The sequence below is a fragment of the Halomonas sp. PR-M31 genome (assembly GCF_001039575.1).
In the GTDB taxonomy this organism is placed as follows: domain Bacteria; phylum Pseudomonadota; class Gammaproteobacteria; order Pseudomonadales; family Halomonadaceae; genus Modicisalibacter.
Genome location: NZ_JIBT01000022.1, coordinates 1 through 25,172, shown reverse-complemented (window position 1 = coordinate 25,172; position 25,172 = coordinate 1). Strand labels below are relative to the sequence as shown.

Annotated in this window: 23 protein-coding genes and 1 pseudogene; 10 read left to right on the top strand and 14 right to left on the bottom strand. The window is 56.0% G+C overall.

Annotated elements, in window-relative coordinates:
* Positions 1-5: 5 nt before the first annotated feature.
* From CH74_RS06770 to CH74_RS19805, 3 genes are all read right to left on the bottom strand, one after another.
* A complete protein-coding gene (locus tag CH74_RS06770) occupies positions 6-557 on the bottom strand; it encodes a YrbL family protein (protein ID WP_172656309.1) in 552 nt (183 codons plus the stop codon).
* 18 nt (positions 558-575) lie between these two features.
* The gene (locus CH74_RS06765; RefSeq protein WP_253272976.1) at positions 576-1,400 is read right to left on the bottom strand and encodes a glycosyltransferase family 4 protein; all 825 of its coding nucleotides are present in this window, start codon (positions 1,398-1,400) and stop codon (positions 576-578) included.
* A 161-nt stretch (positions 1,401-1,561) separates the two neighbouring features.
* Entirely contained in the window at positions 1,562-1,693 is a 132-nt protein-coding gene (locus tag CH74_RS19805; protein WP_301280847.1) for a hypothetical protein, read from the bottom strand.
* 197 nt (positions 1,694-1,890) lie between these two features.
* On the opposite strand from CH74_RS19805, the gene CH74_RS06760 reads away from it, so the two are divergent.
* The 4 genes from CH74_RS06760 (at position 1,891) to CH74_RS17715 (ending at position 5,470) form a co-directional block, all read left to right on the top strand.
* Complete coding sequence (locus CH74_RS06760; protein WP_048306706.1) at positions 1,891-2,754, top strand: hypothetical protein; 864 nt, start codon at positions 1,891-1,893, stop codon at positions 2,752-2,754.
* A 114-nt stretch (positions 2,755-2,868) separates the two neighbouring features.
* On the top strand, positions 2,869-3,471 hold the full coding sequence (locus CH74_RS06755) for a Yip1 family protein (protein ID WP_048306705.1): 603 nt from the start codon (positions 2,869-2,871) through the stop codon (positions 3,469-3,471).
* A 213-nt stretch (positions 3,472-3,684) separates the two neighbouring features.
* The gene (locus CH74_RS06750) at positions 3,685-4,512 is read left to right on the top strand and encodes a motility protein A (RefSeq protein WP_048306731.1); all 828 of its coding nucleotides are present in this window, start codon (positions 3,685-3,687) and stop codon (positions 4,510-4,512) included.
* A complete protein-coding gene (locus CH74_RS17715; protein ID WP_053070658.1) occupies positions 4,505-5,470 on the top strand; it encodes an OmpA family protein in 966 nt (321 codons plus the stop codon). Before CH74_RS06750 ends, CH74_RS17715 begins: the two co-directional genes overlap by 8 nt.
* On the opposite strand, the gene CH74_RS18185 is transcribed toward CH74_RS17715, so the two are convergent.
* The 7 genes and pseudogenes from CH74_RS18185 to CH74_RS06715 all read right to left on the bottom strand — a co-directional run bounded on the left by CH74_RS18185 (position 5,467) and on the right by CH74_RS06715 (position 13,891).
* Complete coding sequence (locus tag CH74_RS18185; RefSeq protein ID WP_082140322.1) at positions 5,467-5,622, bottom strand: DUF2256 domain-containing protein; 156 nt, start codon at positions 5,620-5,622, stop codon at positions 5,467-5,469. The genes CH74_RS17715 and CH74_RS18185 overlap by 4 nt on opposite strands.
* Position 5,623: 1 nt before the next feature.
* Positions 5,624-6,883 (bottom strand): DASH family cryptochrome, encoded by a 1,260-nt coding sequence (locus tag CH74_RS06740; RefSeq protein ID WP_048306704.1) that lies wholly within the window; start codon positions 6,881-6,883, stop codon positions 5,624-5,626.
* A 39-nt stretch (positions 6,884-6,922) separates the two neighbouring features.
* On the bottom strand, positions 6,923-7,762 hold the full coding sequence (locus tag CH74_RS06735; RefSeq protein WP_082140321.1) for a lipopolysaccharide kinase InaA family protein: 840 nt from the start codon (positions 7,760-7,762) through the stop codon (positions 6,923-6,925).
* A 125-nt stretch (positions 7,763-7,887) separates the two neighbouring features.
* Positions 7,888-11,076: pseudogene (locus CH74_RS06730) on the bottom strand (multidrug efflux RND transporter permease subunit).
* Positions 11,073-12,230, bottom strand: a complete 1,158-nt coding sequence (locus CH74_RS06725; protein WP_053070657.1) for an efflux RND transporter periplasmic adaptor subunit — start codon at positions 12,228-12,230, stop codon at positions 11,073-11,075. Before CH74_RS06725 ends, CH74_RS06730 begins: the two are co-directional and overlap by 4 nt.
* 299 nt (positions 12,231-12,529) lie before the next feature.
* Positions 12,530-12,811 carry a hypothetical protein gene (locus CH74_RS06720; protein ID WP_048306703.1) on the bottom strand — a complete coding sequence of 94 codons (282 nt, stop codon included), beginning with the start codon at positions 12,809-12,811 and terminating at the stop codon, positions 12,530-12,532.
* Positions 12,812-12,958: 147 nt separating this feature from the next.
* Positions 12,959-13,891, bottom strand: a complete 933-nt coding sequence (locus CH74_RS06715; RefSeq protein WP_048306702.1) for a LysR family transcriptional regulator — start codon at positions 13,889-13,891, stop codon at positions 12,959-12,961.
* 221 nt (positions 13,892-14,112) lie between these two features.
* Here CH74_RS06715 and CH74_RS06710 point away from each other — a divergent pair, with 221 nt between their 5' ends.
* The gene (locus CH74_RS06710; RefSeq protein WP_048306701.1) at positions 14,113-15,138 is read left to right on the top strand and encodes a zinc-dependent alcohol dehydrogenase family protein; all 1,026 of its coding nucleotides are present in this window, start codon (positions 14,113-14,115) and stop codon (positions 15,136-15,138) included.
* Between the two features lie 245 nt (positions 15,139-15,383).
* The gene (locus CH74_RS06705) at positions 15,384-15,788 is read left to right on the top strand and encodes a hypothetical protein (protein ID WP_048306700.1); all 405 of its coding nucleotides are present in this window, start codon (positions 15,384-15,386) and stop codon (positions 15,786-15,788) included.
* 88 nt (positions 15,789-15,876) lie between these two features.
* On the opposite strand, the gene CH74_RS06700 is transcribed toward CH74_RS06705, so the two are convergent.
* Positions 15,877-16,635, bottom strand: coding sequence for an alpha/beta hydrolase (locus CH74_RS06700; RefSeq protein WP_048306699.1), 759 nt, complete (start codon positions 16,633-16,635; stop codon positions 15,877-15,879).
* 367 nt (positions 16,636-17,002) lie between these two features.
* Here CH74_RS06700 and CH74_RS06695 point away from each other — a divergent pair, with 367 nt between their 5' ends.
* From CH74_RS06695 to CH74_RS06685, 3 genes are all read left to right on the top strand, one after another.
* Entirely contained in the window at positions 17,003-18,181 is a 1,179-nt protein-coding gene (locus tag CH74_RS06695) for an acyl-CoA dehydrogenase (RefSeq protein ID WP_048306698.1), read from the top strand.
* A 195-nt stretch (positions 18,182-18,376) separates the two neighbouring features.
* The gene (locus CH74_RS06690; RefSeq protein WP_048306697.1) at positions 18,377-19,594 is read left to right on the top strand and encodes a CaiB/BaiF CoA-transferase family protein; all 1,218 of its coding nucleotides are present in this window, start codon (positions 18,377-18,379) and stop codon (positions 19,592-19,594) included.
* Positions 19,595-19,682: 88 nt separating this feature from the next.
* A complete protein-coding gene (locus CH74_RS06685) occupies positions 19,683-20,828 on the top strand; it encodes a glycosyltransferase (RefSeq protein WP_048306696.1) in 1,146 nt (381 codons plus the stop codon).
* 29 nt (positions 20,829-20,857) lie between these two features.
* On the opposite strand, the gene CH74_RS06680 is transcribed toward CH74_RS06685, so the two are convergent.
* Both CH74_RS06680 and CH74_RS06675 read right to left on the bottom strand, forming a co-directional pair.
* A complete protein-coding gene (locus tag CH74_RS06680; RefSeq protein WP_172656308.1) occupies positions 20,858-21,724 on the bottom strand; it encodes a glycosyltransferase family 2 protein in 867 nt (288 codons plus the stop codon).
* Positions 21,721-23,790: an HAD-IIB family hydrolase gene (locus tag CH74_RS06675; RefSeq protein ID WP_048306695.1), complete on the bottom strand. Its 2,070-nt coding sequence runs from the start codon at positions 23,788-23,790 to the stop codon at positions 21,721-21,723. Before CH74_RS06675 ends, CH74_RS06680 begins: the two co-directional genes overlap by 4 nt.
* Before the next feature lie 106 nt (positions 23,791-23,896).
* On the opposite strand from CH74_RS06675, the gene CH74_RS06670 reads away from it, so the two are divergent.
* Positions 23,897-24,943, top strand: a complete 1,047-nt coding sequence (locus CH74_RS06670; protein ID WP_048306694.1) for a glycosyltransferase family 4 protein — start codon at positions 23,897-23,899, stop codon at positions 24,941-24,943.
* A gap of 14 nt (positions 24,944-24,957) precedes the next feature.
* Here CH74_RS06670 and CH74_RS06665 read toward each other — a convergent pair.
* Positions 24,958-25,172: hypothetical protein (locus CH74_RS06665; protein WP_048306693.1), on the bottom strand; the 215-nt coding region annotated here is incomplete at its 5' end.

Below are 25,172 nucleotides of genomic sequence, written 5' to 3'. Positions count from 1 at the left end.
AGTCGCTATTTCTTCATACGTTTCATGAATCGTTTCCATTGACGGTTGGTCTTGGCCCGTGCCAATGGCTTGATCATGGAAGCGAGTCTGATGAAGTCACGATCGCCAACGCCATCGATCAAGAATAATCGAAGAGGCGTTTCTTCTGACTCACATACGATATTGCTGGCACGCAGATCGCTTGTGAATATTTGATTGGCCTGCAGGTAATCCTGCAGTTCTTTCAATGGCGCTTTGATCGCCGCTTTATCGAGATAACCGTTTTGCAATAGGACGTCCAGACGCGGAAGAGGGTTGCCCTGTTTGTCTTGCAAAAGATCAAATACCAGACCGTTACCCTGATCGGTTTCCACCCAGCCGTAGCAGCGTGGCAGGTGTGACCAGTCTATGCCGCGTTTTTGCAGACGAGAGAAATACTCGTAATCCTTTTGATTTTGCTGTTTGTTGTTCTTGACGTTGTGAACGACTTTGATACAGCGCGTGTCGTCTTGAGGGTGACGATAACAGTAGCGCTCGGTGCCTCGTCCGATCAAGAGATCGTCTTGCAAATAGAGCATGGGCTCGTTTTCCTTCATTCAACTGCTGGCCATAAGCGTCTGAAACGAAGCTTTGAGTTTCTTGTACTGCTGTTGATGCGAGTAATGTGTCGCGAGCTGGGCAAGTCGAGCCCCTAGTTCTTTGTGTTCGTCGTTGATGAGTAATGCGACGATTCGCGAGGCCCAAGCGTCGCTGTCATTACTGTCATCCAGTATCAGCTCGGGAAATTCTCCCTCGATCAATTCGGCGGCGCCTACCCAAGCGGAGAGTAGTACCGGTGTGGCGCAGGCCATGGCTTCCAAAGCGACACGACCGAACTCCTCGATATGCGCGGGTAGCACGAAGACATCCAGCGCACCATAAAAACGTTCGATATCGGGAACCGTCGAACGCCATATGAAGCGATCGTCTAGCCCCAGTTTTTCTGCTTGCTGTTGATAAACGCTGTTGTCGTCCTTTCCGATCACGAGAAAACGACATTGATCGGGAAGCCGCTGACTCACCAATGCTGCAGTTTCCACGAATCCTGCCACGTTGCGCTTCTTGAAATTGCCTGAGGTGATCAATCCGATCAGTAATTCATGCTGGTCAACGCCAAGCGCCTGTCTGGTAGCGTCGCGCTCTTCGCGAGCCTTGACAGGATTGAACTGCGTTGGATCGTAACCCGGATAGCTGATATCGAGCTGATGCTCAGACAGGCCATAACGGCCCTTGAATTCCTCGGCCATCAATCTTGAATTGACGGCGATACGCTTGAATTGATTGTCGGAGAGAACATAATCGTGAATGGCGGCAACTTCGTGATTTTTGGGCAGCTCCTTTCCATGAATGCGCTGGCTGGCCAAATGCACACAGTTGTGCATGTAAACCACATCCTGGCTCTGCGCATCACCATGACTGACCAATAACGCTGGACGATGACGCCTGCACCAGGATTGTACATGGCGATTGAACCAGAAACGCCGAAAGGCACCTTTGAATGGCCAGCGGCGCAGGCGAACGAGTCTGGCTCCTGCACGTTCTACTAGCGTCGAGTCGCTCGCTCGGCAAGTATCACGACACGATAGCCCAGTTCTTGCAGTGCCGCTGACTGTTCGAAAGCGTTACGGCTCGCTCCAGTGCTTTTTTCTACCTGACGAATGGCAATGGCTGCCATTGGAAGCCGTTCCTTTGCTGTCGAAGACATTGTGGCTGTTCGCTTCTGGGCTTGAGTGTGGGGCTGGTTCATATCGGGCTATATAGGCTATGTGCAAGATTCATGACTGGCAACCCGAGATTCGATAGCATTCTTTATGTTATTTTGTTCATTAAGTAGCTAATTATTGATGGTTAAACCAAACCAGCCATATCTCAATGAAAAAACTACCCAAATCACCCACTGGTGAACAAGTTCATCCGGCGCTCTACGATCCCGAGCTACGCTGGGCCATGCAGCGCTCACGCTGGGCAAGCACTACCCGTACTGCCTTCGAAGCGCGTATTGTCAGGCCTCTTGAAGACCGTATGCTCTCGCGGTGGTTGAATCAGGATAGATTTGCACAGCGAGTGGAAGCCATAGGCTTGCCTTATCGAAGCGTTGAAGCCTATCTGGATGACAAACTGACGCTATGTCTGGCACCCAATGAATTGAGCTGTGCCATTTCCATATCACGCTCTTTTCCTGTTGCGTCAGAAAAGCGGCTAGCCATGAATCAGTTCATTTGGAAAGGTGATTGGGATCTAACCCGTTTTGACTTTCGCAAGGGCAGTCGTTATCGATTCATCGATGATATTTGGCAGCATCGCGAGGCGCTTGTTCAAAGTACCTCCTATCGGCGCTTCATGCAGCGAATCGAGCAGGGCAAACCCTTTCGGTCTCATCACAAGGGCATCCTGCTCAATAGCTCGGACCGGGTGATGACATATCTCAACGTTTACCTTGGCTATATGCAGGATATGCGCGCTCACGGTTTTAATGCGAATCAGGGTAAGGATCGCCTGGGCGTCGCGATCGATCGAGAAGGGCAGGTCGTCAAAATCAACCGCGGATTGCACCGACTTGCCATGGCGCAGGTATTGGGGCTTGCAGAAATACCGGTACAAGTGCGAGCAGTCCATGCCTTATGGTGGCAGCAAGCCACCGCAGGCAAGCAGGGTCAGGCGGCGTTGGCAAGCATGGTGGAGGCGCTGCAGACTGTCCAGGCGGCAAGCACTCCAAGGACACCTACTAAAGGCTAACGATAGGCATTCCATTTTCTTCATATATTCTATACTGCCTAGGAAGATAGAGTGATATTGTCAAAGCAATGATGATGTTCCGGATTGTGAAGAGCCCCAAGGAGGAATGATCCTATGCTGACCCATGTCTGGGGATTAATGGCCCACCCGAATCGTGAATGGAAGCAGATTCAGAGCGAACGCGAAACGATCAATCATCTCTATGCGCATCACGTTCTCGAGCTGGCCGCGATTCCGGTGATATGTTCATTCATTGGGACGACGCAAGTGGGATGGAGTCTCGGTAGTGGTCATGCCATCAAGCTCGACCTGGATGATGCCTTGTATGCAGGCATTGTGTTCTATCTTGCGATTATCGCCGCCGTCGTTTTCATGGGCACGGTGATTCACTGGATGGCAAAACGCTACGCGACTCCCCCGAGCAAGCGTCGCTGTATCGTCTTTGCCGGTTATGTCGCCACCCCCATGTTCTTGAGCGGTCTGGTGGCACTCTATCCTCTTATCTGGCTATGTATCCTAGCGGGAACCATTGGTCTCTGCTATAGCGCCTATTTGCTCTATCTCGGTATTCCCAATTTCCTTGGCATCGATAGTCGGGAAGGCTTTATCGTCACCGGTTCGACCCTGGCGATCGGTGTACTGGTACTCGAGGTGCTGCTAGGCGCCACGGTACTGCTATGGGGTTATGGTGCCCGTATGCTGCTTGGCATCTACTGATCAGCCGGGTAGGCGTTCTTGCTCGTGGCTTTTCGCTTGAAGTCTATTACGTTTAGCGAGAGTCACGAGCCCAATCAGTCAAGTCAATATCCTTCGTTCGCAGTGAATAAGAACGCATAAAATGTAACGTCTTTTCATCGCTTTGCCTCTGCGATGGATCGCTATGATATCAGCATCTCTCAAGCGATCGCCCATCGATGGGCCAGGCTCTGCATGAATGCTTCCACGCTGATCGGTATCGTTGCCAGCCTTCTATTGCTGGCCTGTGTTCTATTGTTCAGCGCCGATACGGCGATGAGCTTTCTTAATTTGCCGGGGCTTCTGATCGTCATCGCCGGCACCCTATCCGCCACCTTCATTAGCTACCCCTTACGGGAAGTGATCCGCCTGGCGCGCATAATTCGCGTCGTTTTTCATCGCGAGAACAGCTACGTCGAGGAAGACGTGCGCGAGCTGGTTGCCATGGCGCGACTCTGGTTCCAGGGGGATATCCGTGCGGTGGAGCGCACCCTGACACAAACCCGTAACCCATTCCTGCGCACCGGCGTACAGCTAGTCATCGACAATACCAAAGAGGCGGAAATCATCGATCTGCTGCGCTGGCGCATTGCGCGGCTGAAAGCCCGGGAGCTTGCCGAGGCGCAGATCCTTCGGACCATGGCAGCCTATGCACCGGCTTTCGGCATGATCGGGACCCTGGTGGGGCTGGTCAACATGCTGCAGACCATGAGTGCCGGCGACGTGACGATCATCGGGCCGAGTATGGCGGTGGCATTGCTATCCACCTTCTACGGCATCCTGATTGCCAATCTGCTGTGCAAGCCCATTGCCGTCAAGCTGGAGCGCCGCACCGAGCAGCGCTTGATCGCGATGAACATGGTGCTCGAAGGGGTGTCGCTGATCGCCAAACGACGCTCGCCCTCTTTTGTCGAAGAAACCTTGAACTCCTTCATTGCCAACTATCATGACGAAATTCGTGACCCTCTTGAGCCTTTCAAGGGCGACAAGGATGGCCATAAAGGTGTTCCGGCCAATGCTTGAGTCTAATCGAAGGCATGCAAGCCACGACCAGCTGCTGGCTCTGAATGCAGAAGACAGGGGCGGCGACAGCTGGATGATCAGCTACATGGATATCATGACCTTGCTGGTGGCACTGTTCGTATTGGTTCTGAGTCTCGATGGTAGCGCTGGCGCTGCCAAGACCGACGAAGATGCGGCAGCCGAGGCGGGCCTGCCCCGCGTATCCAATGCCGCGGTAATCGCGACACGTCGGGTCAGTGCTGCTCCCAGCCTGCTGCCGGAGGCGCTCAAGGCGGCAACGCTGATCGCGACAATCCCGACATCCTTGCCAGGATTAAGTAATAAAGCCATCGCTGCGGCCCGGGAAGTCGCCCGAAAGAGAACCCTTTCGCCACAAATATCAGACAAGGCCATTGCGGCCGCTCAAACGATTGCACAGTCTCGAATCATACAGACCCAGACAATTGCGGCATCGCTCAAGGTGGCTCGTAGGCTTGAAATCAGTGAGGGGGCCCAGGCCGCGGCCATTCAAGTGGCTGGACAGTGGCAGATACGTGAGTCCGAGCAGTCTTTGCCTATAATCGAGGGTGTCGAGGTGTCCCGGATGAAGGGCGGTATTAACCTGCGTATCCAGGATCACCTGCTGTTCGAATCCGGCGATGCAACATTGACCGATGCCGGCGAAACGGTCACTCGAGCGCTGGTGGCGACACTCAAGCGCTACCAGGGCACGATCTCCGTGGAAGGGCATACGGACAGCGTCCCGATCAAGACCACGCGCTTTCCTTCCAATTGGGAGCTTTCCAGCGGGCGCGCCACGGCGATTTTGCGTGCACTCAATCGAGAAGGTATTCCCTCATCCCGGCTGCGGGCGGTGGGCTACGCTTCCACGCAGCCTCTAAAGAATAACAACACGGAAAAGGGCCGTGCTGCCAATCGCCGGGTGGAAATAATCATCCATGAGCCGGAGGCAAATTAATCGCTGGACGCCGCTGCTTGCTTGCCTTGACGCCGGCAGCGCTCAGAGCAGTACACCACCGAATCCCAGTTGCGCGCCCACTTCTTGCGCCAGGCGAAAGGGCGTTCGCAGACCGGGCAGATCTTGGTGGGCAGGTGGGACTTTCGATGCATGTCAGTCGTCGCCGAGCCATCTAACAATAAACGAGCCTTCCGGGTCGTACTGAGCCGTCTGCTTGGCCAGATCAAAACGGCGCAGACCGCGTGGATCGGCGCCGACGCCGCCGAGATACTGCCAGTTGCCCCAGTTCGAGGCCACATCGTAATCCACTAGCTGCCGCTCGAAATAGGCCGCTCCCCAGCGCCAGTCCTGCTCCAGTTCATTGATCAGAGCACTTGCCACCAGCTGGCGACCGCGATTGCTCATGTAGCCGGTGGCATTGAGTTCGCGCATACAGGCATCGACAATGGGTAGACCGGTCTCGCCTCGGCACCAGGCAGTGAAACGCTCGATGTCACGATCCGGCCTCGGTGGCTCGTCTTTCAATCCCTTCAAGGTAAACAGCCGAGCCCCGTGGGCATGGGCATACCACTGATAGAACTCCCGCCATAGCAGCTCGAAGTAGATCCAGTAGGTTGATTCGTTCGCTTTTACCTCATTCTCGAACCGATGCAGACGCTCAACGATTTGGCGTGGAGACAGTGATCCGTTGGCCAGCCAGGCCGAGAACTTGGATGAATTCTGCCAGCCCTCCAATGCGTTACGCGTCTCTTTGTAGTGAGCGGCATCGAAGCCGCTGAAATAAGCCTCGAGATGGGCTGACCCTTCACGCTCGCCACCCTTGAAGGGCGAACCAGGATCGACGATCGCCTGAGGCAGAGTGGGTGATGGCTGAGCATCCGACACCGGCGGGGGCAGAGCACCCGGCGCCGATAATGGGGCTTCGATAGTTAAGGGCTCGACGCGCTTGCGAAATTGGGTGAAGGTGCCAGGCAGTTCGTCCAATTCAAAGGGCAGGGCACCCTGGTCGAACAGCGTATGGGTGGTCTGCTCCTGGAAAACGACCTGAGGCCACCGCTGATTGAGTGCATCCCAGGTTTTCTGCAGGTAACAGTCCGCGCTCTGGCTACGCACCACGACCGTCACCTGATGCTGAGCAATCAAATCGTTCAGCGCCTGTTCCGGCGATTGAAACCGCAGGATCAATCGCTGATCGTAAGCGGCAAGGTGTTCTTCCAGATCGCGAAGCGTCTCTTTCAGGAAGCGCCAGCGATGAGGACCTAGCGACGTGCAGCCGAACTCGTTGGCCTCGAACCCGTCAGGATCGATGCAGTAAACGCAAATAAGGCGATCACAGCGGGAAGCGGCATCAATGAGCGCCGCGTTGTCCTGTAGGCGCAGATCTTGAGTGAACCAGTAAAGGCCGATAGTCATGGCAAATCAGGTGCCTTGTCGTCATGGCCAGGTGTCTGTTCAGCGACGGCTGGCACGTTTATTGAGACGCTTGAGCCATTGGTCCACGCGAGAATCATCCGGCGAGCAATCACAGTAAATGCCAAAAAACTGTCGCCATTCTGTTTCGTTCCAATGCCTCAAACGGCGCCATAGCACATAAATATCTCGCAGGCGTTCATGCCGTTTCCATAGGAAGCGCCGTGTTTTTTCTAAATCGATGATGACAGCATTCATGGCGCTGGTCGAAGCATTGAAAGGATGGCTCAAGAACAGATGCTTGGGAAAAAGACAGCCGTGCATCATGCCGTTTGCATGAATCTTTCTAGTGAGCTGGGCGCTTGCCGAGATGACCTGCTGACGCAGATCATCGTCCAGCGTCTCCCAGCGGGCATGCCAATGCTCAAGATCATCACGGCCTTCCAGCGCCGCGGTCACTAAAATGGCGCGCCATTCGGCGGATGAACGTGCCCGATTAACGTCTTTGTTCTTGCGCTCGCCATACCAGACTGCTTGTACGGCGGGAATGCCAAGGGTGTGGTAGCGGCGAATGGCGCTCCATTCGCGAGAAAATGTCGGTTCTCCCAAAGGGCGCTGCACACTGCGAGCTAGATGGTTGGTCTGGCGCTTGAGAAAAAAGCGCTTGATGGCGCCATCGTTCTCTACAAGTTCTAGACGCGACACGGTCGAGACGCCGCCGCGTTCATGATTGGGTGCGTCAACATCTTGTGCTTCGACGTTCCAGAGTGTTTCAAAATCAATCAGGCCGTGGCGCCTGAATAGGGTAGCGACACCCGGGTCACAATAGTCCGAGGGGCTGCTTAGCAGCGGCGACCGAATGGCGGGAGAATTTAGAGCCATATTCTAATATCAAATCGTTCATTAAAGTCCTTTGATAAAGAAAATAGTCAACAACGTGGATATAAAGCAAGAAATTTGCCTGCAAATTAAATCGGCGCGCGTTGTATGGCGACGGGAAACGAAGGCTAAGGAAAAAGATCCGGTGTGTGGTTACTGCGCAGCTGGCGCTCACGCCGGGCCTCGCGCTTCTCCACAAACCCCCGAATCAGCATGTAGAACACCGGGGTCAGCAGCAGGCCAAAGAAGGTGACGCCGAGCATGCCCGAGAAGACCGCTATGCCCATGGCGCGTCGCATCTCCGCACCCGCGCCGGTGGAGAGCACCAGGGGGACCACCCCCATGATGAAGGCAAAGGAGGTCATCAGAATCGGTCGCAGACGCAGACGACAGGCTTCCAGGGTCGCCTTGAGGCGATCAGCGCCTTCTTCCTGCTGTTCCTTGGCGAATTCGACGATCAGGATCGCGTTCTTGCAGGCCAGCCCCACCAGCACGATCAGCCCGATCTGGGTGAAGACATTATTGTCGCTGCCGGCGATGATCACCCCGGTAATGGCGGAAAGCAGCGTCATGGGAACGATCAAGACCACCGCCAGGGGCAGGCTCCAGCTTTCGTATTGCGCCGCCAGCACCATCAGCACCAGCAAGACGCACAGGGGAAAGACGAACAGGGCGGTATTGCCCGCCAGAATCTGCTGATAGGTCAGATCCGTCCATTCGAACACCATGCCGTTGGGCAGCTCCTGTTCCACCAGTGCCGCCATGGCGGCCTCCGCCTGGCCGGAGCTGAAGCCTGGTGCCGCCGCGCCGTTGATTTCCGCGGTGGGAAAGCCGTTGTAGTGCATGACCCGATCCGGGCCGGCGGACTGCTGCACGTCGAGAAAGGTGGCCAGGGGAATCATGCGCCCATTGCTGTTACGCAGCTTGAGCTGACCGATCTGCTCCGGCTCCAGACGGAACTGCCGGTCCGCCTGAGCGATGACCTGATAGGTGCGATCGAAGCGATTGAAGTCGTTGACATACAGCGAGCCTAGATAGATCTGCATGGTCTGGAAGATATCGTCGATGGCCACGCCGTGATTCTTGGCCTTTTCCCGATCCACGTTGGCATCGATTTGCGGCACGTTGACCTGAAAGCTCGAGAACAGCTCCGCAAGTTCCGGTACCTCCTGGCTCTTGGCGATGATGTTCTGGGTCTGGGCATAGAGCTCTTCGTAGCCTAGGCTGCCTCGGTCCTGAATCTGCAGGCGGAATCCCCCGACGATGCCAAGCCCTCGCACCGGCGGGGGTGGGAAGATCGCAATGAAGGCCTCGGGAATGCCGGCGAACTTTTCATTCAAGGCGCCGGCAATGGCCCCGGCAGAAAGCTCCGGGGTCTGGCGTTCGTCAAAGGGGTCCAGGGTGACGAAGACGATGCCGCTGTTGGGACTGTTGGTGAAGCCGTTGATCGATAGCCCCGGAAACGCGACTGCGCCCTGCACGCCCGGGTGATTCAGGGCCTTTTCCGACATCTCTCGCAGTACCGCTTCGCTGCGATCCAGGGTTGCCGCGTCCGGTAGCTGGGCGAAGGAGACCAGATACTGCTTGTCCTGAGGTGGCACGAAGCCACTGGGGGTGGTCGAAAAGCCTAGCCAGCCAAGCCCCACCAACCCGACATAGATCACCAGCACGATGGCGGTGCCGCGCAGAAGGTAGCGCACGGTACTGACATAGCCGCGGCTGAGGGCGCCGAACATATGATTGAAGGGGCGAAACAACCACTTGCCGAACAGCACATCGAGCAAGCGCGAGAAGCGATCCTTTGGCTCGTCGCGACCCTTGAGCAGCAAGGCGGACAGGGCCGGGGAAAGGGTCAATGAATTGAAGGTCGAAATGATGGTAGAGATGGCGATGGTCAACGCAAACTGGCGATAGAACTGACCGGTCAAACCCGAGATGAAGGCGGTAGGGATGAATACCGCGCACAGCACCAGAGAGGTGGCGATGATCGGCCCGGTGACCTCCTTCATCGCCTGACGAGTCGCCTCCACTGGGGTCTTGCCGAGACCGATGTTACGCTCGACGTTTTCCACCACCACGATGGCATCGTCAACCACGATGCCAATCGCCAGCACCAGGCCGAACAGCGACAGCGCATTGAGCGAAAACCCCAGCAGGTTCATGACGGCGAAGGTGCCGATCAGCGAGACCGGCACCGCGACGAGCGGAATGATCGAGGCGCGCCAGGTCTGCAGGAACAGCACTACTACCAGCACCACCAGGAGCAGCGCTTCAAACAGGGTTTCCACCACCGCCTCGATGGAGCCCCGCACGAATACCGTGGGGTCATAGACGATGGAATAGTCCATGCCTTCGGGAAAATCCTGCTTGAGCTCGGCCATGCGCGCCCGCACCGCGTCAGACAAGGCGATGGCATTCGAGCCGGGCCGCTGGAAGATCGGAATGGCCACGGCGGGCTGGTTGTCGAGCAGCGAACGCAGGGAGTAGTCGCTTGAGCCAAGCTCGATGCGCGCTACATCCCGGAGTCGGGTGATTTCACCCTGGGGGCCGGCATCGACGATGATGTTCTCGAATTCCTCTTCTTCCACCAGCCGACCCTGGGTATTGATCGACAGCTAGAAGCTGGTGGCGTTCGGCGCCGGCGGCCCGCCCAGGGACCCAGCGGCCACTTGGCGATTCTGCTCGCGGATGGCATCCACCACATCCATGGCGGTGAGATTGCGCGCGGCAACCTGGGTCGGATCGAGCCACACTCGCAGCGAATAATCCCCGGCGCCGAACAACCGCACGTCGCCGGCGCCTTCGAGCCTTGACAGCTCATCGCGCACGTTGAGGGTGGCGTAGTTGGTCAGATAGAGCATGTCGTAGCGCTCATCCGGGGAAATCAGGTGAACCACCATGGTCAGGTCTGGAGAGGCCTTGTCCGTGGTCACGCCGATGCGCTGCACTTCCTCCGGCAGTACCGGCAACGTCCGGGTGACGCGGTTTTGTACCTGCACCTGGGCGGTATCCAGGTCCGTGCCCAACGCAAAGGTGATGGTCAGCGTCATGCTGCCATCCGCGGTGGACTGGGAGGACATGTAGAGCATGTCCTCGACCCCGGTGATCTCCTGCTCCAAAGGCGAGGCCACGGTCTTGGCGATGACGGTGGGGTTGGCGCCGGGAAAGCTTGCCCGGACGACTACCGTGGGCGGCACGACTTCCGGGTATTCGCTGATGGGCAGCCGGAAGAGTGAAAGAAGCCCAACGATCAGAATCAGTAGCGACAGCACGATGGCGAAGATCGGACGCCGCACGAAGAATTGAGAAAAGTTCATGGCCGTGACAACGCGGCAAGAGTCTCGTCATCCGCCATGGGCACCAGCGTGGCATCGACCGGGGTGCCGGGGCGCACCCGCTGCAAGCCTTCGACGACGATACGTTCATCACCGCTGAGGCCCTCGCGTACGATGCGCAGCCCCGCTTGTTTTGGGCCCAGGATGATCTGGCGATATTCCACGACGTCGTCATCGTTCAGCACCAGGACGAACTTGCGACCCAGATCCGTGCCGACGGCGCTGTCCTGAATGAGCGCCGCTTCATAAGTGGCGCTGCCGACCAGCTTGAGTCGGGCATAAAGCCCCGGGGCGAAATAACCGTCCGCATTGTCGAACACCGCCCGACCGCGAATGGTGCCGGTCTGAGGATCGACTCGATTGTCGAGGAAATTCATCTTTCCTTCGTGGGGGTGACCGTCTTCGTTGGCCAGGCCCAAATACACCGGGCTCGTGGCGTAACGCTGATTTTGTCGCGTCAGTTCCCGATATTTCAGATAGGCTCGCTCATCCGCCTCGAAGTAGGCGTACACCTTGTCGCTCGAGACCAGAGTGGTAAGCAATGTGGTATCGGCGGTGACCAGGTTGCCGGCGGTTACCTCGGCGCGACTGATGTAACCATCGATGGGCGCCGTCACCTTGGTGAAGCTCAAATCCAGTTCAGCCGCATCGAGTTCCGCCCCAACCCTGGCAACGTTCGCCTCGGCCTGACGGGCGGTGCTGGAGCGAATTTCCGCCTCTTCTTCCGAGAGTGCCTGCTGTGCCTTGAGCCGCTCACCGCGACGGGCCTGGTTGTTGGCGCTCTCCAGGGATGCTTGGCTCTGTTGCAACTGCGCCTGTAGACGACGGACTTCCGTCTCAAAAGGGCGGGGGTCAATTTCGAACAGCACGTCGCCTTTTTTAACCCGTGAGCCTTCCTCGAAGTTGAACGCATCAATAAAGCCTGACACTCGAGGACGAATGCTGATCGTCTCCAGTGCTTCCAGACGTCCGCTGTATTCGTCCCATTCGGTGACACGCTGAGTCAGCACTCGGGCCACGCCGACCTGAGGCAACGGCTGAGCCTGCTCTTCGCTGGAATGCGCCTGGATGGTTAATAGAGGTAAAAGATAGCCCGTAAAGAGCAAAGCACAGACGAGACGAAAGATTATTTTCATGGCGATAACGGCCACTCGTTGTGGAATGAAGGGTATGCCTGGAGCTTGTAAAGAAGAAGTCTGCAGTGATGCTTGATTGATCACTAATCGAAAGAAGTGAAAATAACTATCGATAAAAATGATAGTGCTGAAATGCCAATCGTTGTTTTTTATTGTTGTTGGTGCTAGTGATGTCTTGCTGCAGCAAAAATAGAAGAACGGCATTGATCTTGATGATTTGTCAGATAATGCCGTTCATGTCATAGGCGTGGACATAGGCGTGATGACCCAGCTTCAGCGTCAATTTTCCTGTAGAAGCATTACCAATCGAGAGGCTTGGACGCTGCCGGTTTGTTTTCGGCCATCATAGGATGCATGGTCGATTTTTCAGTGGTTTCTGAAATATAAACAGTCAGTTGCGTCAATGCCGCGCTCTTCCCCAGGGTGTTCTCGACGTTTTTAATCGAGACGCTATTCTGCGTTACCTTGGGGGATAACGGCTCTTGAATCTCTTTGTTGATTCGAGCAGTCACGTCGCTGGCTGCCGCCATCATGGGAAATGAAACAACAAGAAGAGCGGATAGGAGAAGTCTGGTTTTCATGTTCTTTGCCTCGATTGGATAAGAAAGGATTGTCGCGTTGACAGGCAAAGTATGGGTTGCTGTTGGCATGCTGGACGAATCGAACGAGTCAAAAGTAATTATCACATCGATTGATAATACATGCATGTTGCCAACAATGGTTTCGTCTTATTGGCGAAGTGGAACTATCAGATTTTCGGGATCGTTGGCGAGCATTTGAATGCGCGAACGCAGCCAGCGTTCGGCGGGATCATTGTCTTGAGTCCCGCTCCATACCATGGACAGCTCGAAAGGCCGACATTCGAAAGGCAGATCGTCTTCGCGTAACCCGCCGTGAGCGGTCAGTGCAGTCGCGACATAATCCGGCACCGTGGCGATGATGTCCGTTCCCGCAAGCAGGGTGCTCAATCCATTGAACTGGGGGATGGCCAGCACGACATGGCGCGTACGCCCGAACTCCGCCAGTTTCGTATCGACAAAACCACTCAGGTCACCGGTAAAGGACACCAGGGCGTGGGGGCGGGCGCAATAGTCGTCCAGCGTCAGGCTGCCGGGAATGCGGTCGGCTCGTAGCAGGCGGGGTTTGCTGATCCGCAATACCTTGCGTTTGGCGTTGGCGGGCAACTCATGGGTATAGCTGACCCCTACGGTGATTTCTCCGGAACTCAATAACGCGGGCATCAGCAAATAGTTGGCACGGCGTACGACAAGCACGATATGGGGTGCTTCTGCACGCAGACGGCGTAGCAGCGGTGGCAGCAGTCCGAACTCGACGTCATCGGACAGGCCGATGCGAAAGACGCTGGCGCTGGTGGCAGGATCGAATTCGTTGGCACTGCTCAAGGCATCCGCAATGGAATCCAGCGCCGGTTGCAGAAGGTGAAATATTTCAAGCGCACGAGCGGTAGGCTCCATGGTGCGCCCGGTGCGGATGAACAAGGAGTCGTCGAACAGCTGGCGCAACCGAGAAAGCGCCGCACTGATGGCCGGCTGGCCGAGGAAGAGTCTTTCCGCGGTGCGGGTCACGCTTCGTTCCTGCATCAACGTTTCGAACACAACCAGAAGGTTGAAATCGATACGCCGCAAATCGCTGCGATTCATCGACGATGTCTCCCGAATCGAACCAATCGCTGAACAGGATGTTCAACGATTTTAGTGAGCATCAGCGTCGCTGCGTGAATATTTTTATAATATTTAAAACTAATTAATGCGCTATATCTCTATCACGAAAAGCTATAATCACTATCGACAAGGGTGAATGGCGTTTATCTTGCAGTATGGCTAGAGTCTGTTGCCATGATCTATCACCGTCGAGATTCATCATGCCACGGGTAATACGGTTCAAACGCTTCGGCCCTCCCAGCGTTCTCGAGTATGAGTCGCAGGCGCCTCGAGCGCCAAAATCCGGCGAAGTGTTGCTGGCAACAGAGGCCGTGGGCGTCAACTGGTTCGACGTGTTGCGCCGTCAAAATCTTGCACCTACCAAAGCATGCTTGCCTGCAGGGCTTGGTCACGAAATGGCCGGCAGGGTGCTTGCGCTTGGCGAAGGCGTGGACGATCTGCAAATCGGTGATCGTGTCGCGTCCCTACCGGCCCACGGGCTCGATCGCTATGGTACCTACGGCGATGAAATTCTGCTGCCGCGATGTGCGCTGACCGCCTACCCGGACTGTTTGACACCGATCGAGGCCAGCGTTCACTACGCACCGCTGCTCAAGTCCTATTTCGGTCTCGTCGATCTGGCCCGGGTTCGCGCTGGCGAGAACGTGTTGATTACCGCGGCCAATCAGGAGTGCGGTCCTTACTGCATTCAGCTCGTCAAAGCGTTGGGCGCCCGAGGCATCGTGGCAACTGCCTTTGCAAAGGATCGCGACTACTTGCTGTCCCTGGGGGCCGAGCAGGTCATCGTGACCGAGGAAGAGGATCTGATCGCTCGCATCGCCAAACTGACCAATGGCCAAGGGGTCGATGTGGTCATGGATGGGCTCGGTGGCCCCCAGATGAAACTGCTGGGCGATGTGTTGGCCACCCGAGGGCGCCTGGTGCTGCACGGCCTGCAAGGGGGCAACGAGACGCCGTTTCCCGCCTGTGCCGCCTTCGAGCGGCATCTGCAATTCTTCGTGCACTGTCTAACCAACTTCACGGGGCATCCCGAACTCGGTATTCCTCAGGACTGCGCCGCACTGCATCGTGCCCTTGAAGACATCAACCGAATGACTAAAGAAGGGATGTTGGTGCCTCAGATCGAGCGCGTCTTTACTTTCGAAGAGGTAGTCGCAGCGCACCGCTATCTGGAAACCCAGTATCCACGGCGTGGGCGAGTGGTGCTTGAGGTTAGTGATTCATGACATATCTTAAAAAGGAAAATATCACTTTTAATGCTTCGAGCAAGCCAATTATGAGCTCGAATTTCATATTAAAAGTAATATCCGTCTTTAATGAACATTCCATATAAAGCTTTACCACAATCGGTCGATGCAATAGACAGGACTGGAGATAGGACTGGCACCACGCGCTCAATGACAGACGGTTTGATGAGCTCGGCTTTGCCAAAGGTTCTGCCAGCAACACTTCCGACCGTGAACGCCTGACCGTGAAACCGACTGCTACTTCTCTACGCTATTACGAGCGCGAAATATTCAAGGAAAATCGCTTTCTTGGACTACCCCACGGAGTCGCCGCCGTTGGGCCGACGATTCTGATCGTGCTTACCTGTCTGCGTCTATCCCTGGATCACACCGATCTCTTGATGTGGGTGCTGCCCATCATTACGTATCTGATCGCCTACTCTATTCTCGTTTCGCACTTACCCCGGCGAGAGGAGCTCAAAGCGTTGGCGATACAGACACTCTACGATGATATGGGCCGCAAGGTGCGACAGCTCGAACTGTGCTTCGATGAAAGTGAGTGGCGAGAGGAAGACGTAGAAAAAGAAGATGAGCGTTCAGAATTCAGCATGCCAGCCAGTTTTCTACCCGTAGACCGTGAACTCGCTTGAATTCATTGGTATTGGCCGTAACAACCGTCGGATTTTTTGAAAGCGCTTGAGACTAGTTCACGTATTGATAACGGGAAAGCTAGCCGATTTACTGCGCCTCTAGCCAGGCGGCGATCTGCGCCGCTGGCTTTTCCCACCCCGGTTCCTTCAGTATCCAGTGCGCGTGCCCGGCGAATTCCAGGTAAGTACTTCGCCGGTATTTCTTTGCAACCTTGCGTACCACGCTAGCCGGGGTGATGCGATCTTCAGCGCCTGCGACGATGAGTATCGGACAGGTCACGCGGCTGGCATCGACCTGAGCGCCTTTAACCCCCAGCGGCCAGAGGCCGATCTCGGCCATCACTCTGCCGGACTCCCAGCCGCAGCGGTTGTAGATTGCACGGCGCTCGGCCTCGGGCAGCTTGTGCATCATGGCGTAGACGGCGCGCTCGTAGTCCAGCTGGTGAGCGCGTTTCCAGAAGGCTCTACGAGTAAAGATGCCGAAGAAGCTCTTGAACACCGAATAGCGCAGCGAGAGTATGCCGGCGGGTGCCGCTGGCGTGATGCAGACTGCTGCTCTTGCACAGCCGCGACTGGCAAGAATCTGCGCGAGCAGCCCGCCCATGGAATGTCCGAAAAGAATTGGTTTTTCTGGCAATGCGCGGATCTCAATTTCAAGATCCGCCGCATAGTCGAGCAGACCTGTGGCGCCGAGTTTAGCCAAGGGCATTTGATTTGCCGGCATATCGTGGTAGCGCAAATCCGGTGCCAAACATCGGTAGCCCCTGGTGTCGAAAAAGCGCTGGTAATTGTCCCAGTACCAGCCGCCGCCCCACATGCCGTGGATCATGACGATGGTGTTGTCCATGGTGCTCAATTCTCCATTTCACTTCATGCTGTTATTGCGAGTAGCAGGAGCCGATTGCTTCGACAGAATAATCTCAAGTGCCAAGAAACGTGAAATATCATTGACGTTCTTAGAGCGGGCGAACCGCTGTTTAGTGAAGACGCCCGTGCACTGCTACGCTATGAAGATAACTTCCCAGCACCGTGTTGTTGCAAGCTGTGACATATTGCTGGGTGTTTTCGGATAACCGCAAACCCTAACCCAAATTCATGTAGTGGGGACTGGGCGTGGACCAAGGAGTGGTGTAAATTGGGGTTGAATATTTTCAACGCTCTTGAGCGGTTCCTGCCCTAAGGGCACGGGCCAAGAAGAGAATGAGGAGAAAACAATGAGTGGATTCCAATGGGATGATGCGCTGCTGCTCTCCCAGCAGTTGACCGATGACGAACGCCAGATTCAGGACGCCGCCCACGCCTACTGTCAGGAACGGCTGCAACCTAGAGTGCTCAAGGCCTACCGCGACGAGCATTTTGATCGCGAAATTTTAAATGAAATGGGCGAAATGGGGCTGCTTGGCGCCACGGTCGCCGAGGAGTATGGCGGCTCCGCCATCGGTCATGTCGCCTACGGACTGATTGCACGAGAAGTGGAGCGGGTCGATTCCGGCTACCGCTCGGCAATGAGCGTGCAGTCGTCCTTGGTCATGCATCCGATCGAAGCCTACGGCAGCGAAGAGCAGAAGCAGCATTATCTGCCCAAGCTGGCCACCGGTGAGCTGGTGGGTTGCTTTGGTCTGACCGAGCCGGATTCCGGCTCCGATCCAGCCAGCATGCGTGCCCGGGCGCGTAAGGTCGACGGCGGCTATCGTTTGACCGGGCAGAAGATGTGGATTACCAACAGCCCCATCGCCGATCTGGCCATTGTCTGGGCCAAATCCGATGCTCACGAGGACAAGATCAAGGGCTTCATCGTCGATCGGGATGTAGAAGGTTTTACGACCCCCAAGATCGAAGGCAAGGTGTCCCTGCGTGCGTCAATTACCGGCGAGATCGTGCTGGATGATGCTTTCGTTTCCGAGGACAAGCTGCTGCCGGAAGCCACCGGTCTGGGCGGGCCTTTTGGCTGTCTCAACAAGGCCCGTTACGGCATTGCCTGGGGCGCCATGGGGGCTGCGGAATTCTGTTGGCATGCGGCACGCCAATACACCCTGGATCGCAAGCAGTTTGGCCGTCCCCTGGCCGCGACCCAGCTCGTTCAATTGAAGCTTGCCAACATGCAGACCGAGATCAGCTTGGGCCTACAGGCCTGCTTGCAAGTCGGACGACTGTTGGATGCCAAGCAGGGCACTCCGGAAATGATCTCTCTGATCAAGCGCAACAATGCCGGCAAGGCACTGGATATCGCGCGAGTTTCTCGAGATATGCATGGCGGCAACGGTATCTCCGAAGAGTATGGGGTGATCCGTCACATGGTCAACCTGGAAACCGTGAACACCTATGAGGGAACTCACGATATCCATGCGTTGATACTTGGACGAGCGCAGACCGGTATCCAGGCATTTTTCTAAGCCTCATTGCAGATCAGTGTAATGCAGCAAATTTGTCTGAAAGGGTGGCGTAGGAGCGCAGATCCTCTGCGCGAAAGGCGCCGTCAGGCGTCAAGGACGAGCCGATGCCGTTCGCCCGATAAATCGGGCTCCTACGTCCCACAGCCCTCACGGCAACCTGTGACGAATCTTTTCTAGGCATAAGGGCATGCAGTGATGAACAAGCCGCTTGAAGGCGTACGCGTTCTTGATCTTTCCCGAGTGCTGGCCGGCCCCTGGTGCGGTCAGCAGTTGGCGGATCTGGGGGCGGAAGTGATCAAGATCGAGCGTCCGGGCAGCGGCGACGATACCCGGGCCTGGGGGCCACCCTGGCTTGCCGGTACCCAGGAGTCCGCCTATTTTCTCAGTGCCAATCGGGGCAAGCGTTCCGTGGCGGTAAATCTTGCGGATCCGGAAGGACAGGCGCTGATTCGTGAGCTGGTGAGCCACTGCGATGTGGTGCTCGAGAACTTCAAGGTCGGTGGCCTCAAGGCGTATGGGCTGGATTACGAGAGTCTGAAGGCGGTCAAGCCAGATCTGATCTACTGCTCGATCACCGGTTTTGGCCAGGATGGCCCCTACGCCCATCGCGCCGGTTACGACTTCATGATTCAGGGCATGGGCGGGTTGATGAGCCTGACCGGACAACCCGAAGGGACACCGGGTAGCGAGCCCATGAAGGTTGGCGTCGCCTTGACGGATATCTTCACCGGCATGTATGCCTCGAACGCCATCCTGGCGGCACTCTTTCAGCGCGAGCGCACGGGTAAAGGTGGCCATCTCGATCTGGCATTGCTGGATGTGCAGGTCGGCGTGCTCGCCAATCAGGCCCTCAACTATCTGACCAGCGAAGTGCCCCCCCGGCGTCTGGGCAATACGCATCCCAACATCGTGCCCTATCAGGCGTTTCCTACCCAGGACGGCTACCTGATCATCACCGTGGGTAACGACAGTCAGTTTAGGCGGTTGTGTCAGGTACTCGATCGACCGCAGCTGGCAGAGGACGAGCGCTTCGCCACCAATGCGGCCCGGGTCGAGTATCGTGAACTTCTGGTGCCGGAAATCGCGTCACGCCTATTAGAGAGAAGCACGGACGAGTGGCTGGCAAGTCTCGAGGCGGTTGGCGTGCCCTGTGGGCCGATCAATACGCTGGATCGTGTCTTCGATGATCCCCAGGTGCGCCATCGCGGCATGCGGCTGAACATGGCCCATTGCGGGTCAGGGGACGTCGATCTGGTCAGCAACCCCATTCGGTTCGATGGCCAGGCGCTCAATGCGGATCTGCCGCCGCCGACCTTGGGCCAGCATAGCGACGAGGTGCTACAGGAGCTTTTGAATATCGACGATAAAAGCCTAGCGGACCTGCGCCAGCGAGGCGTGATCGGTGGTCAATGATAGTTGAAAATACTTCCTTGATACTACCTGTTACAGTTTGAGCCAGCGGATTGGCAAAAACAGTGACGACTATCAGGGACGATTGGTTTTGAAAAAACGCATCAGCTTTTTTATCCATCATCAGGGTCGGGGCCATGCCCGTCGTGCCATGGCAATCATTGCCCGTTTCTCGCCGGATAGACCCGTCACGGTCATGACCGCCGATCCTACGTTGTTCGACGGTTTCGAGCGTAATATCGAACTGGTAACACTGCCCAATATGATCGGCGCCGAAGTGGCCACGCCGGCCCTTTATGAGGCAGCCATCACACCTTCCGTCATGCATTGCGTACCTCTTGGCGTGGCAGAGATGCGCCGTACCATGCGCCTGATTCTGGATCATCTCGACGACAGCGAGACGGGGCTGTTCGTCAGCGACGTCTCTGCCGAAATGGTATTGCTTGCCCGCATCGCCAGTGTCCCTGCGGTCAAGGTGCGCATGCACGGGGATCGCAACGACCCGGGGCACAGGGCGGCCTATGAATGCTGCGTGGGAATGCTTGCCCCCTTCGATGAGCGGCTTGAGCAGGAAGACTACCCGGACTGGGCACGCGCCAAGACCTGCTATACCGGTGGGCTCTGCACCAGCGACGAGGCGGTGAAAGATAAACGCGCTGCACGCAAGAAACTGGGGTTGCCTGAGGATCAGGAAATTATCGTCGTGCTTACCGGGGGTGGCGGTGCAGGAACCCCCTATGCGCCTTTGACCGTAGCAGCTCGGGCAGTGCCTCGATCGCGCATGATCGTCATTGGCCCGGTACACAAGGAAGGCCATGAAACGGATTTTGCCAACCTCGAAGAGCACGGCTGGGTGTCGAATGTCACGGACTACCTGACGGCAAGCGATATCGTACTGGCCTCCGCCGGCGATAATACGGTGCATGAAATTGCCAAGATCGGTCGTCCTTATATCTGTGCGCCGGAGTGGCGCTACTTTGGTGAGCAGACGCGCAAGGCCCAGTGCCTGGCTCGGCTCGAGGCAGCCATTCATCTCGAGACTTGGCCCGGAGACATTCACACCTGGCAAACGGTATTTGCCAGTGCCAGGGAGCTGGATATCGCTAACCTGCAAAGGCTCTATTCACCGAATGCAGACCAGATAGCCGCGAGCTGGCTCGAAGAGACCACTGATCGACTCTGGTCCGACGAAACGGCGCTCGAGACGGTGCTTTCCACTGCTCAGGCCGACGACTGAGCTTCAGCTAGATAGCTACGCTAGACGGCTTAGCTATACAGAGCAGAAGGGGGCAGTTCGGCGTTTGCGATGTCTTGCCTGGTCGGGTAGCGCAGTATCTGGATACTGTCAGCGTCTTCGTGCCAGTCAACCAATCCGGCATCACGAAACTGCCCAAGCCAGTACTCCATGCACCAGCGCCCCCATTGATGATGAAAATATTCAGCATTACGCAGAATATGCTCGAAATGCTGATAGGGCGGTGCAAAAAGTCGATGGTGCTGATGGTAGGCCCGAGCATTGGCAACCCAGAAGACGGGCAAACCGGTACGGGCCAGGCGCCAGGCAAAATCCGTCTCCTCGCCGCCGTAGCCTTGGTAAGTTTCGTCCATTCCACCTGCCTTGCGATAGCTGTCCTTGTGCAAGGCAAAGGAGAGCCCCCATAGGCTACCCGGATCGGGTTCTGCCCGAGTCCCGGCGTCTGGAATCCGAGGCCGGGCAGGGTGTACTTGCCCTAGTTGATCGAGTCGAGTGTAGTCCAGCGTTTCATTTACGCTTTTCGCGGGCAGGTACAACACCTCGCCCAGATAGAGCCCTTCCTTTTCATTCAGTGCGCGACAATAGCTTTCGACCAGCGTCGGCGAGGGAATGCAGTCCACGTCGAGAAAGATAAGCTTAGCGTGACGCGCAAAAGCCGCTGCCTGATTGCGTGCCCGTGCCAAAGGCATGGGCTCCCCTTGAACGTGCAAGTGATGCACTGGAAAAGGCATGATGGGCAGATCCGGATGAGGCTCGGGCTGCATATAGGCGATCACAAGTTCGTCCGGCAGCCGGGTCTGGCGCGCCAAACCGTGCATGAGATTGACAAGATGCTCGTAGCGGCCGCGAACCAGAGTCAACACGCTAACCACGCTCATGGGCCTTTGCGCTTGCGAAAATGGGTCACTCCCTCTATCACGCCCCGGGCGTAGCTGGACTTGGCGAGATAGGCGTGGGTCAGGGTAGGGTGGCTTACCAGCTTGTCGGAGAAGTTGGCCACGATGATCGAACAGGGCATGGCCCGCAGCATTTCTACATCGTTACCGGAATCACCCGCCACGAAAACCCTCTCCTTGGGCAAGCCATAGTGTTGCCTGACATGCTCGACTGCCGCGCCCTTGGACGCCAGTGCGGGAAGAATATCAAGATAGCGACCATGACTATGTATCACGGTGCATGCCAGGCCCTGATCTTGAAGCAATGTGCGTATCCGCTCGTTGAGAGATGTTTGCCCCTCGGTCAAATAGCTGAGCTTGAAGCGGCGCTGCTCGAGCGGGCTTTGCGGTGTCAGTCCAGGAACCTGGGCCAAAATTTCGATTATTGCCTGACGACGCCACCCCTCGGCGATGATTTTCGACCAGGTGTCATCGCGCTGATAGGTCGTACCGTTGTCCGCTAAAAAATAGATTTCAGAGCCTACCGAGGTAATCATGACCTCGGGGTAGGGCGTGCCTTCCATGCTCAAAATATCCAAGGCGCTGTGCAGGCTTCGTCCTGTGGCCACACCAAAACCAAGAGACACTTGTCCCCTGCGCCACCGGCAAAACGTCTTGGCACATTCCGGAGAACCTAGCAGCGTATTGTCGATGTCGGTAATCAGAAAACTATCGAATCTGGGCTGCGGCTCTGGTTTTCTACAAAGCCTACCGAGTAGTTCATGATATCGACTCACATGGCCATGCCAATTGAAGGCGCTTATGGCGAGCAATCCACCTTTGGCATAGCGTTGCCAGGTTATTTCACTGCAGAGCAGCTTAAGTGCTGCCTCGCGAATGCTAGAAGTGGAATGAGGATCGACCAGGATACCGTTCTGACATCGCTTGATGATGTCATTGGGGCCACCGCTTTCCGTTGCAATCAAGGGTAAACCCGCAGCGGATGCTTCTAGTAGTGTCAAGCCGAAAGGTTCGTTGAAAGCCGGATTGACGAAAACGCCACGACGCACCCGAGCATAGGCATAAATGGCAGGAATATCTGCTGATTCGTGTCGTTTAGGATAGGCGATCTTGCCATACAGATCGTACTTGTCGATTAGGTACAAAATCTCGCTGAGGTTGTCAGCGATCTCCGGTTCCAGGCTATCGATATCGTCCCGAGTGCCGGCAATGAGCACTAGATTGGCCTTCTCCTGAAGCTTGGGAGATTCGCCATAGGCTTTTATCAACGTAGCAAGATTCTTCTTGGTGACCGGGCGGGCAATGGCAAGAAGAGGAGGCTTGTCAGGATCGATGAGAAAGCGGTTAATGATCTGATCGATGCGATTACAAGTAGGCGCATTTTGAAAGGCATCAAGATTGCTGCCAGGGGGCACGATGCGAATCTTGCCCGGATCGTAATGGGTATAATCCGCATATTGTACTTCCGCTTCGTCGCGGCTGCTGGCAATGATCAGGTCTGCTTTTTGCAGCGCTCGCTCCTCGAAAGCGATGCGCCGTTCGAGTGCATCCAGTTCTTCCTGAGGGGGAGAGGTATTGCACTGCGTGAAGGTACCCCGCTTTACCTGTCCCAAGGAGTGAGCGGTAAATACGAAAGGAATGCCGTGGCGCTGCTTGATGACCGCGGCCACTTCCGCAGCATCCGCATAGTGGGCATGAATGATATCCGGTTTCGTGTCCTGAGATCGTATATACGCATCCAGCGCCTCGGTAAAGGAATCCAGCTCCGTCCATAGCGCTTCTTTGGGGAGATAGCCCGAGAAGGCAGTACGAAAACGCAGAATACGGGTCTTGGCATCGATGACTTCGCATGGGGTGTCGTAGTCTTTCGAATAATTGCTGGCAAAGGCGCGAGTGGCGATATCGATGCGCTCGATACTCGGGTCCTGGGCAGAGGTCTCGACCAGCTCAAGCAGATAGCGAATATGCCCGCCAGTGTCCGCGGTCAGACCGTATTCGACCTGGCAACCACGCAAACATCCTTGTAGTGCAATCTGTAATATGACCATATGCTTACTTCCGTGTTAGGGAAGCCCTGCAGATCTTTGCAAGCAGGCGTATTTCTGGGCTTCCTCGACTGGATAACAGAACGCCAATTCCATGGGATGGATCAAGATGGCATTACGTATAGCACAAATCGCTCCCGTTATTTTCCCTGTTCCCCCCATACATTACGGTGGCACGGAGCGCATCGTTCATGACCTGACGGAAGCGCTGGTCGCTCTGGGTCATGAGGTTACCTTATTTGCCTCCAGCGATAGCCGAACCTCCGCTAGATTGATTACTGCGCTACCCAGTCTTGCCCAGTTGCAACAGGATGAAGGTGAGTTACCGCCTGGCACTCCCGGCGTTCTGGAAACCGCGCTATTGGATAAATTACGTGGAACGATAATGGAGTTCGATATCCTGCATTGCCATGGTGAATTTTTTCATGCGGCACTATTAGGACAACATCGCAAAAGGAGCCTTACCACGATTCACTGGCGCGTCGATGAACGGGATCGCCAGCTATTTTTCTCAAGCTTTCCCGATCTGCCGGTGGCGGCAATCTCCCGAGCTCAGGCCGAGAGCATTCCTGCCAGTAATCGAGCGGGAATCGTGCATCATGGATTAGATCCTAGGCGTTTTTCCTTCGTTGAAAGAAGCAAGGGTTATCTAACGTTCGTTGGTCGTATGACGGATCAAAAGCGCCCGGATAGAGCAATCGATATTGCCCTGGCAACGGGCAGATCATTGCAGCTGGCTGGGGGCATCGACGTAGGTAATCCAGGGTATTTCGACCATCAGGTCAAGCCTCGATTGAATGACGATATTCGCTATATAGGTCCGGTTGATGACCAGCAAAAAGCGCGGCTGCTAGGCCATGCCGAAGCACTACTATTCCCAATCGATTGGCCGGAACCTTTCGGGCTTGTGATGATCGAGGCCATGGCCTGTGGCACGCCGGTCATCGCCTGGCGCAACGGGGCCGTCGAGGAAATCGTCGAGCATGGAGTGAATGGCTATATCGTCGAGAGTATGGAAGAGGCGTGCTGGGCAGTGGAAAACATCGATGCGCTGGATCGACGTGTCGTAAGGGAGTGTTTCATGACGCGTTTTACCCGCGAGCGCATGGCTCAAGACTACGTGGCGCTCTATGAACGGCTACTGGCTAAAGACTAGACCCCAAAGCGGGATCAGATCACCTTCTTGCGCAGCCAGGCTGCCAGCGCCTCACCGGCGATCACCAGCACGATGATGGCCAGCAGGATGGTGGCTACGGTGCGCCAATCCAGCATGTCGATGGCGCCTTGTAAAATCACACCGATGCCCCCGGCGCCAACCAGCCCCAGCACCGTGGATTCCCGCAGGTTGATATCCCAGCGCAGGATGCTCACGGCAAAGAAGGTCG

Bases quoted from the DNA above. Each gene is read 5' to 3' on its own strand.
- CH74_RS06715 (WP_048306702.1), bottom strand. From the start codon at position 13,891: ATGAATCGCAGCGATTTGCGGCGTATCGATTTCAACCTTCTGGTTGTG.
- CH74_RS06740 (WP_048306704.1), bottom strand. From the start codon at position 6,883: ATGACTATCGGCCTTTACTGGTTCACTCAAGATCTGCGCCTACAGGAC.
- CH74_RS06765 (WP_253272976.1), bottom strand. From the start codon at position 1,400: ATGCACAACTGTGTGCATTTGGCCAGCCAGCGCATTCATGGAAAGGAG.
- CH74_RS06760 (WP_048306706.1), top strand. From the start codon at position 1,891: ATGAAAAAACTACCCAAATCACCCACTGGTGAACAAGTTCATCCGGCG.
- CH74_RS06695 (WP_048306698.1), top strand. From the start codon at position 17,003: ATGAGTGGATTCCAATGGGATGATGCGCTGCTGCTCTCCCAGCAGTTG.
- CH74_RS19805 (WP_301280847.1), bottom strand. From the start codon at position 1,693: ATGGCAGCCATTGCCATTCGTCAGGTAGAAAAAAGCACTGGAGCGAGC.
- CH74_RS06750 (WP_048306731.1), top strand. From the start codon at position 3,685: ATGAATGCTTCCACGCTGATCGGTATCGTTGCCAGCCTTCTATTGCTG.
- CH74_RS06670 (WP_048306694.1), top strand. From the start codon at position 23,897: ATGGCATTACGTATAGCACAAATCGCTCCCGTTATTTTCCCTGTTCCC.
- CH74_RS06755 (WP_048306705.1), top strand. From the start codon at position 2,869: ATGCTGACCCATGTCTGGGGATTAATGGCCCACCCGAATCGTGAATGG.
- CH74_RS06690 (WP_048306697.1), top strand. From the start codon at position 18,377: ATGAACAAGCCGCTTGAAGGCGTACGCGTTCTTGATCTTTCCCGAGTG.
- CH74_RS06710 (WP_048306701.1), top strand. From the start codon at position 14,113: ATGCCACGGGTAATACGGTTCAAACGCTTCGGCCCTCCCAGCGTTCTC.
- CH74_RS06675 (WP_048306695.1), bottom strand. From the start codon at position 23,790: ATGGTCATATTACAGATTGCACTACAAGGATGTTTGCGTGGTTGCCAG.
- CH74_RS06735 (WP_082140321.1), bottom strand. From the start codon at position 7,762: ATGGCTCTAAATTCTCCCGCCATTCGGTCGCCGCTGCTAAGCAGCCCC.
- CH74_RS06725 (WP_053070657.1), bottom strand. From the start codon at position 12,230: ATGAAAATAATCTTTCGTCTCGTCTGTGCTTTGCTCTTTACGGGCTAT.
- CH74_RS06700 (WP_048306699.1), bottom strand. From the start codon at position 16,635: ATGGACAACACCATCGTCATGATCCACGGCATGTGGGGCGGCGGCTGG.
- CH74_RS06680 (WP_172656308.1), bottom strand. From the start codon at position 21,724: ATGAGCGTGGTTAGCGTGTTGACTCTGGTTCGCGGCCGCTACGAGCAT.
- CH74_RS17715 (WP_053070658.1), top strand. From the start codon at position 4,505: ATGCTTGAGTCTAATCGAAGGCATGCAAGCCACGACCAGCTGCTGGCT.
- CH74_RS18185 (WP_082140322.1), bottom strand. From the start codon at position 5,622: ATGCATCGAAAGTCCCACCTGCCCACCAAGATCTGCCCGGTCTGCGAA.
- CH74_RS06720 (WP_048306703.1), bottom strand. From the start codon at position 12,811: ATGAAAACCAGACTTCTCCTATCCGCTCTTCTTGTTGTTTCATTTCCC.
- CH74_RS06770 (WP_172656309.1), bottom strand. From the start codon at position 557: ATGCTCTATTTGCAAGACGATCTCTTGATCGGACGAGGCACCGAGCGC.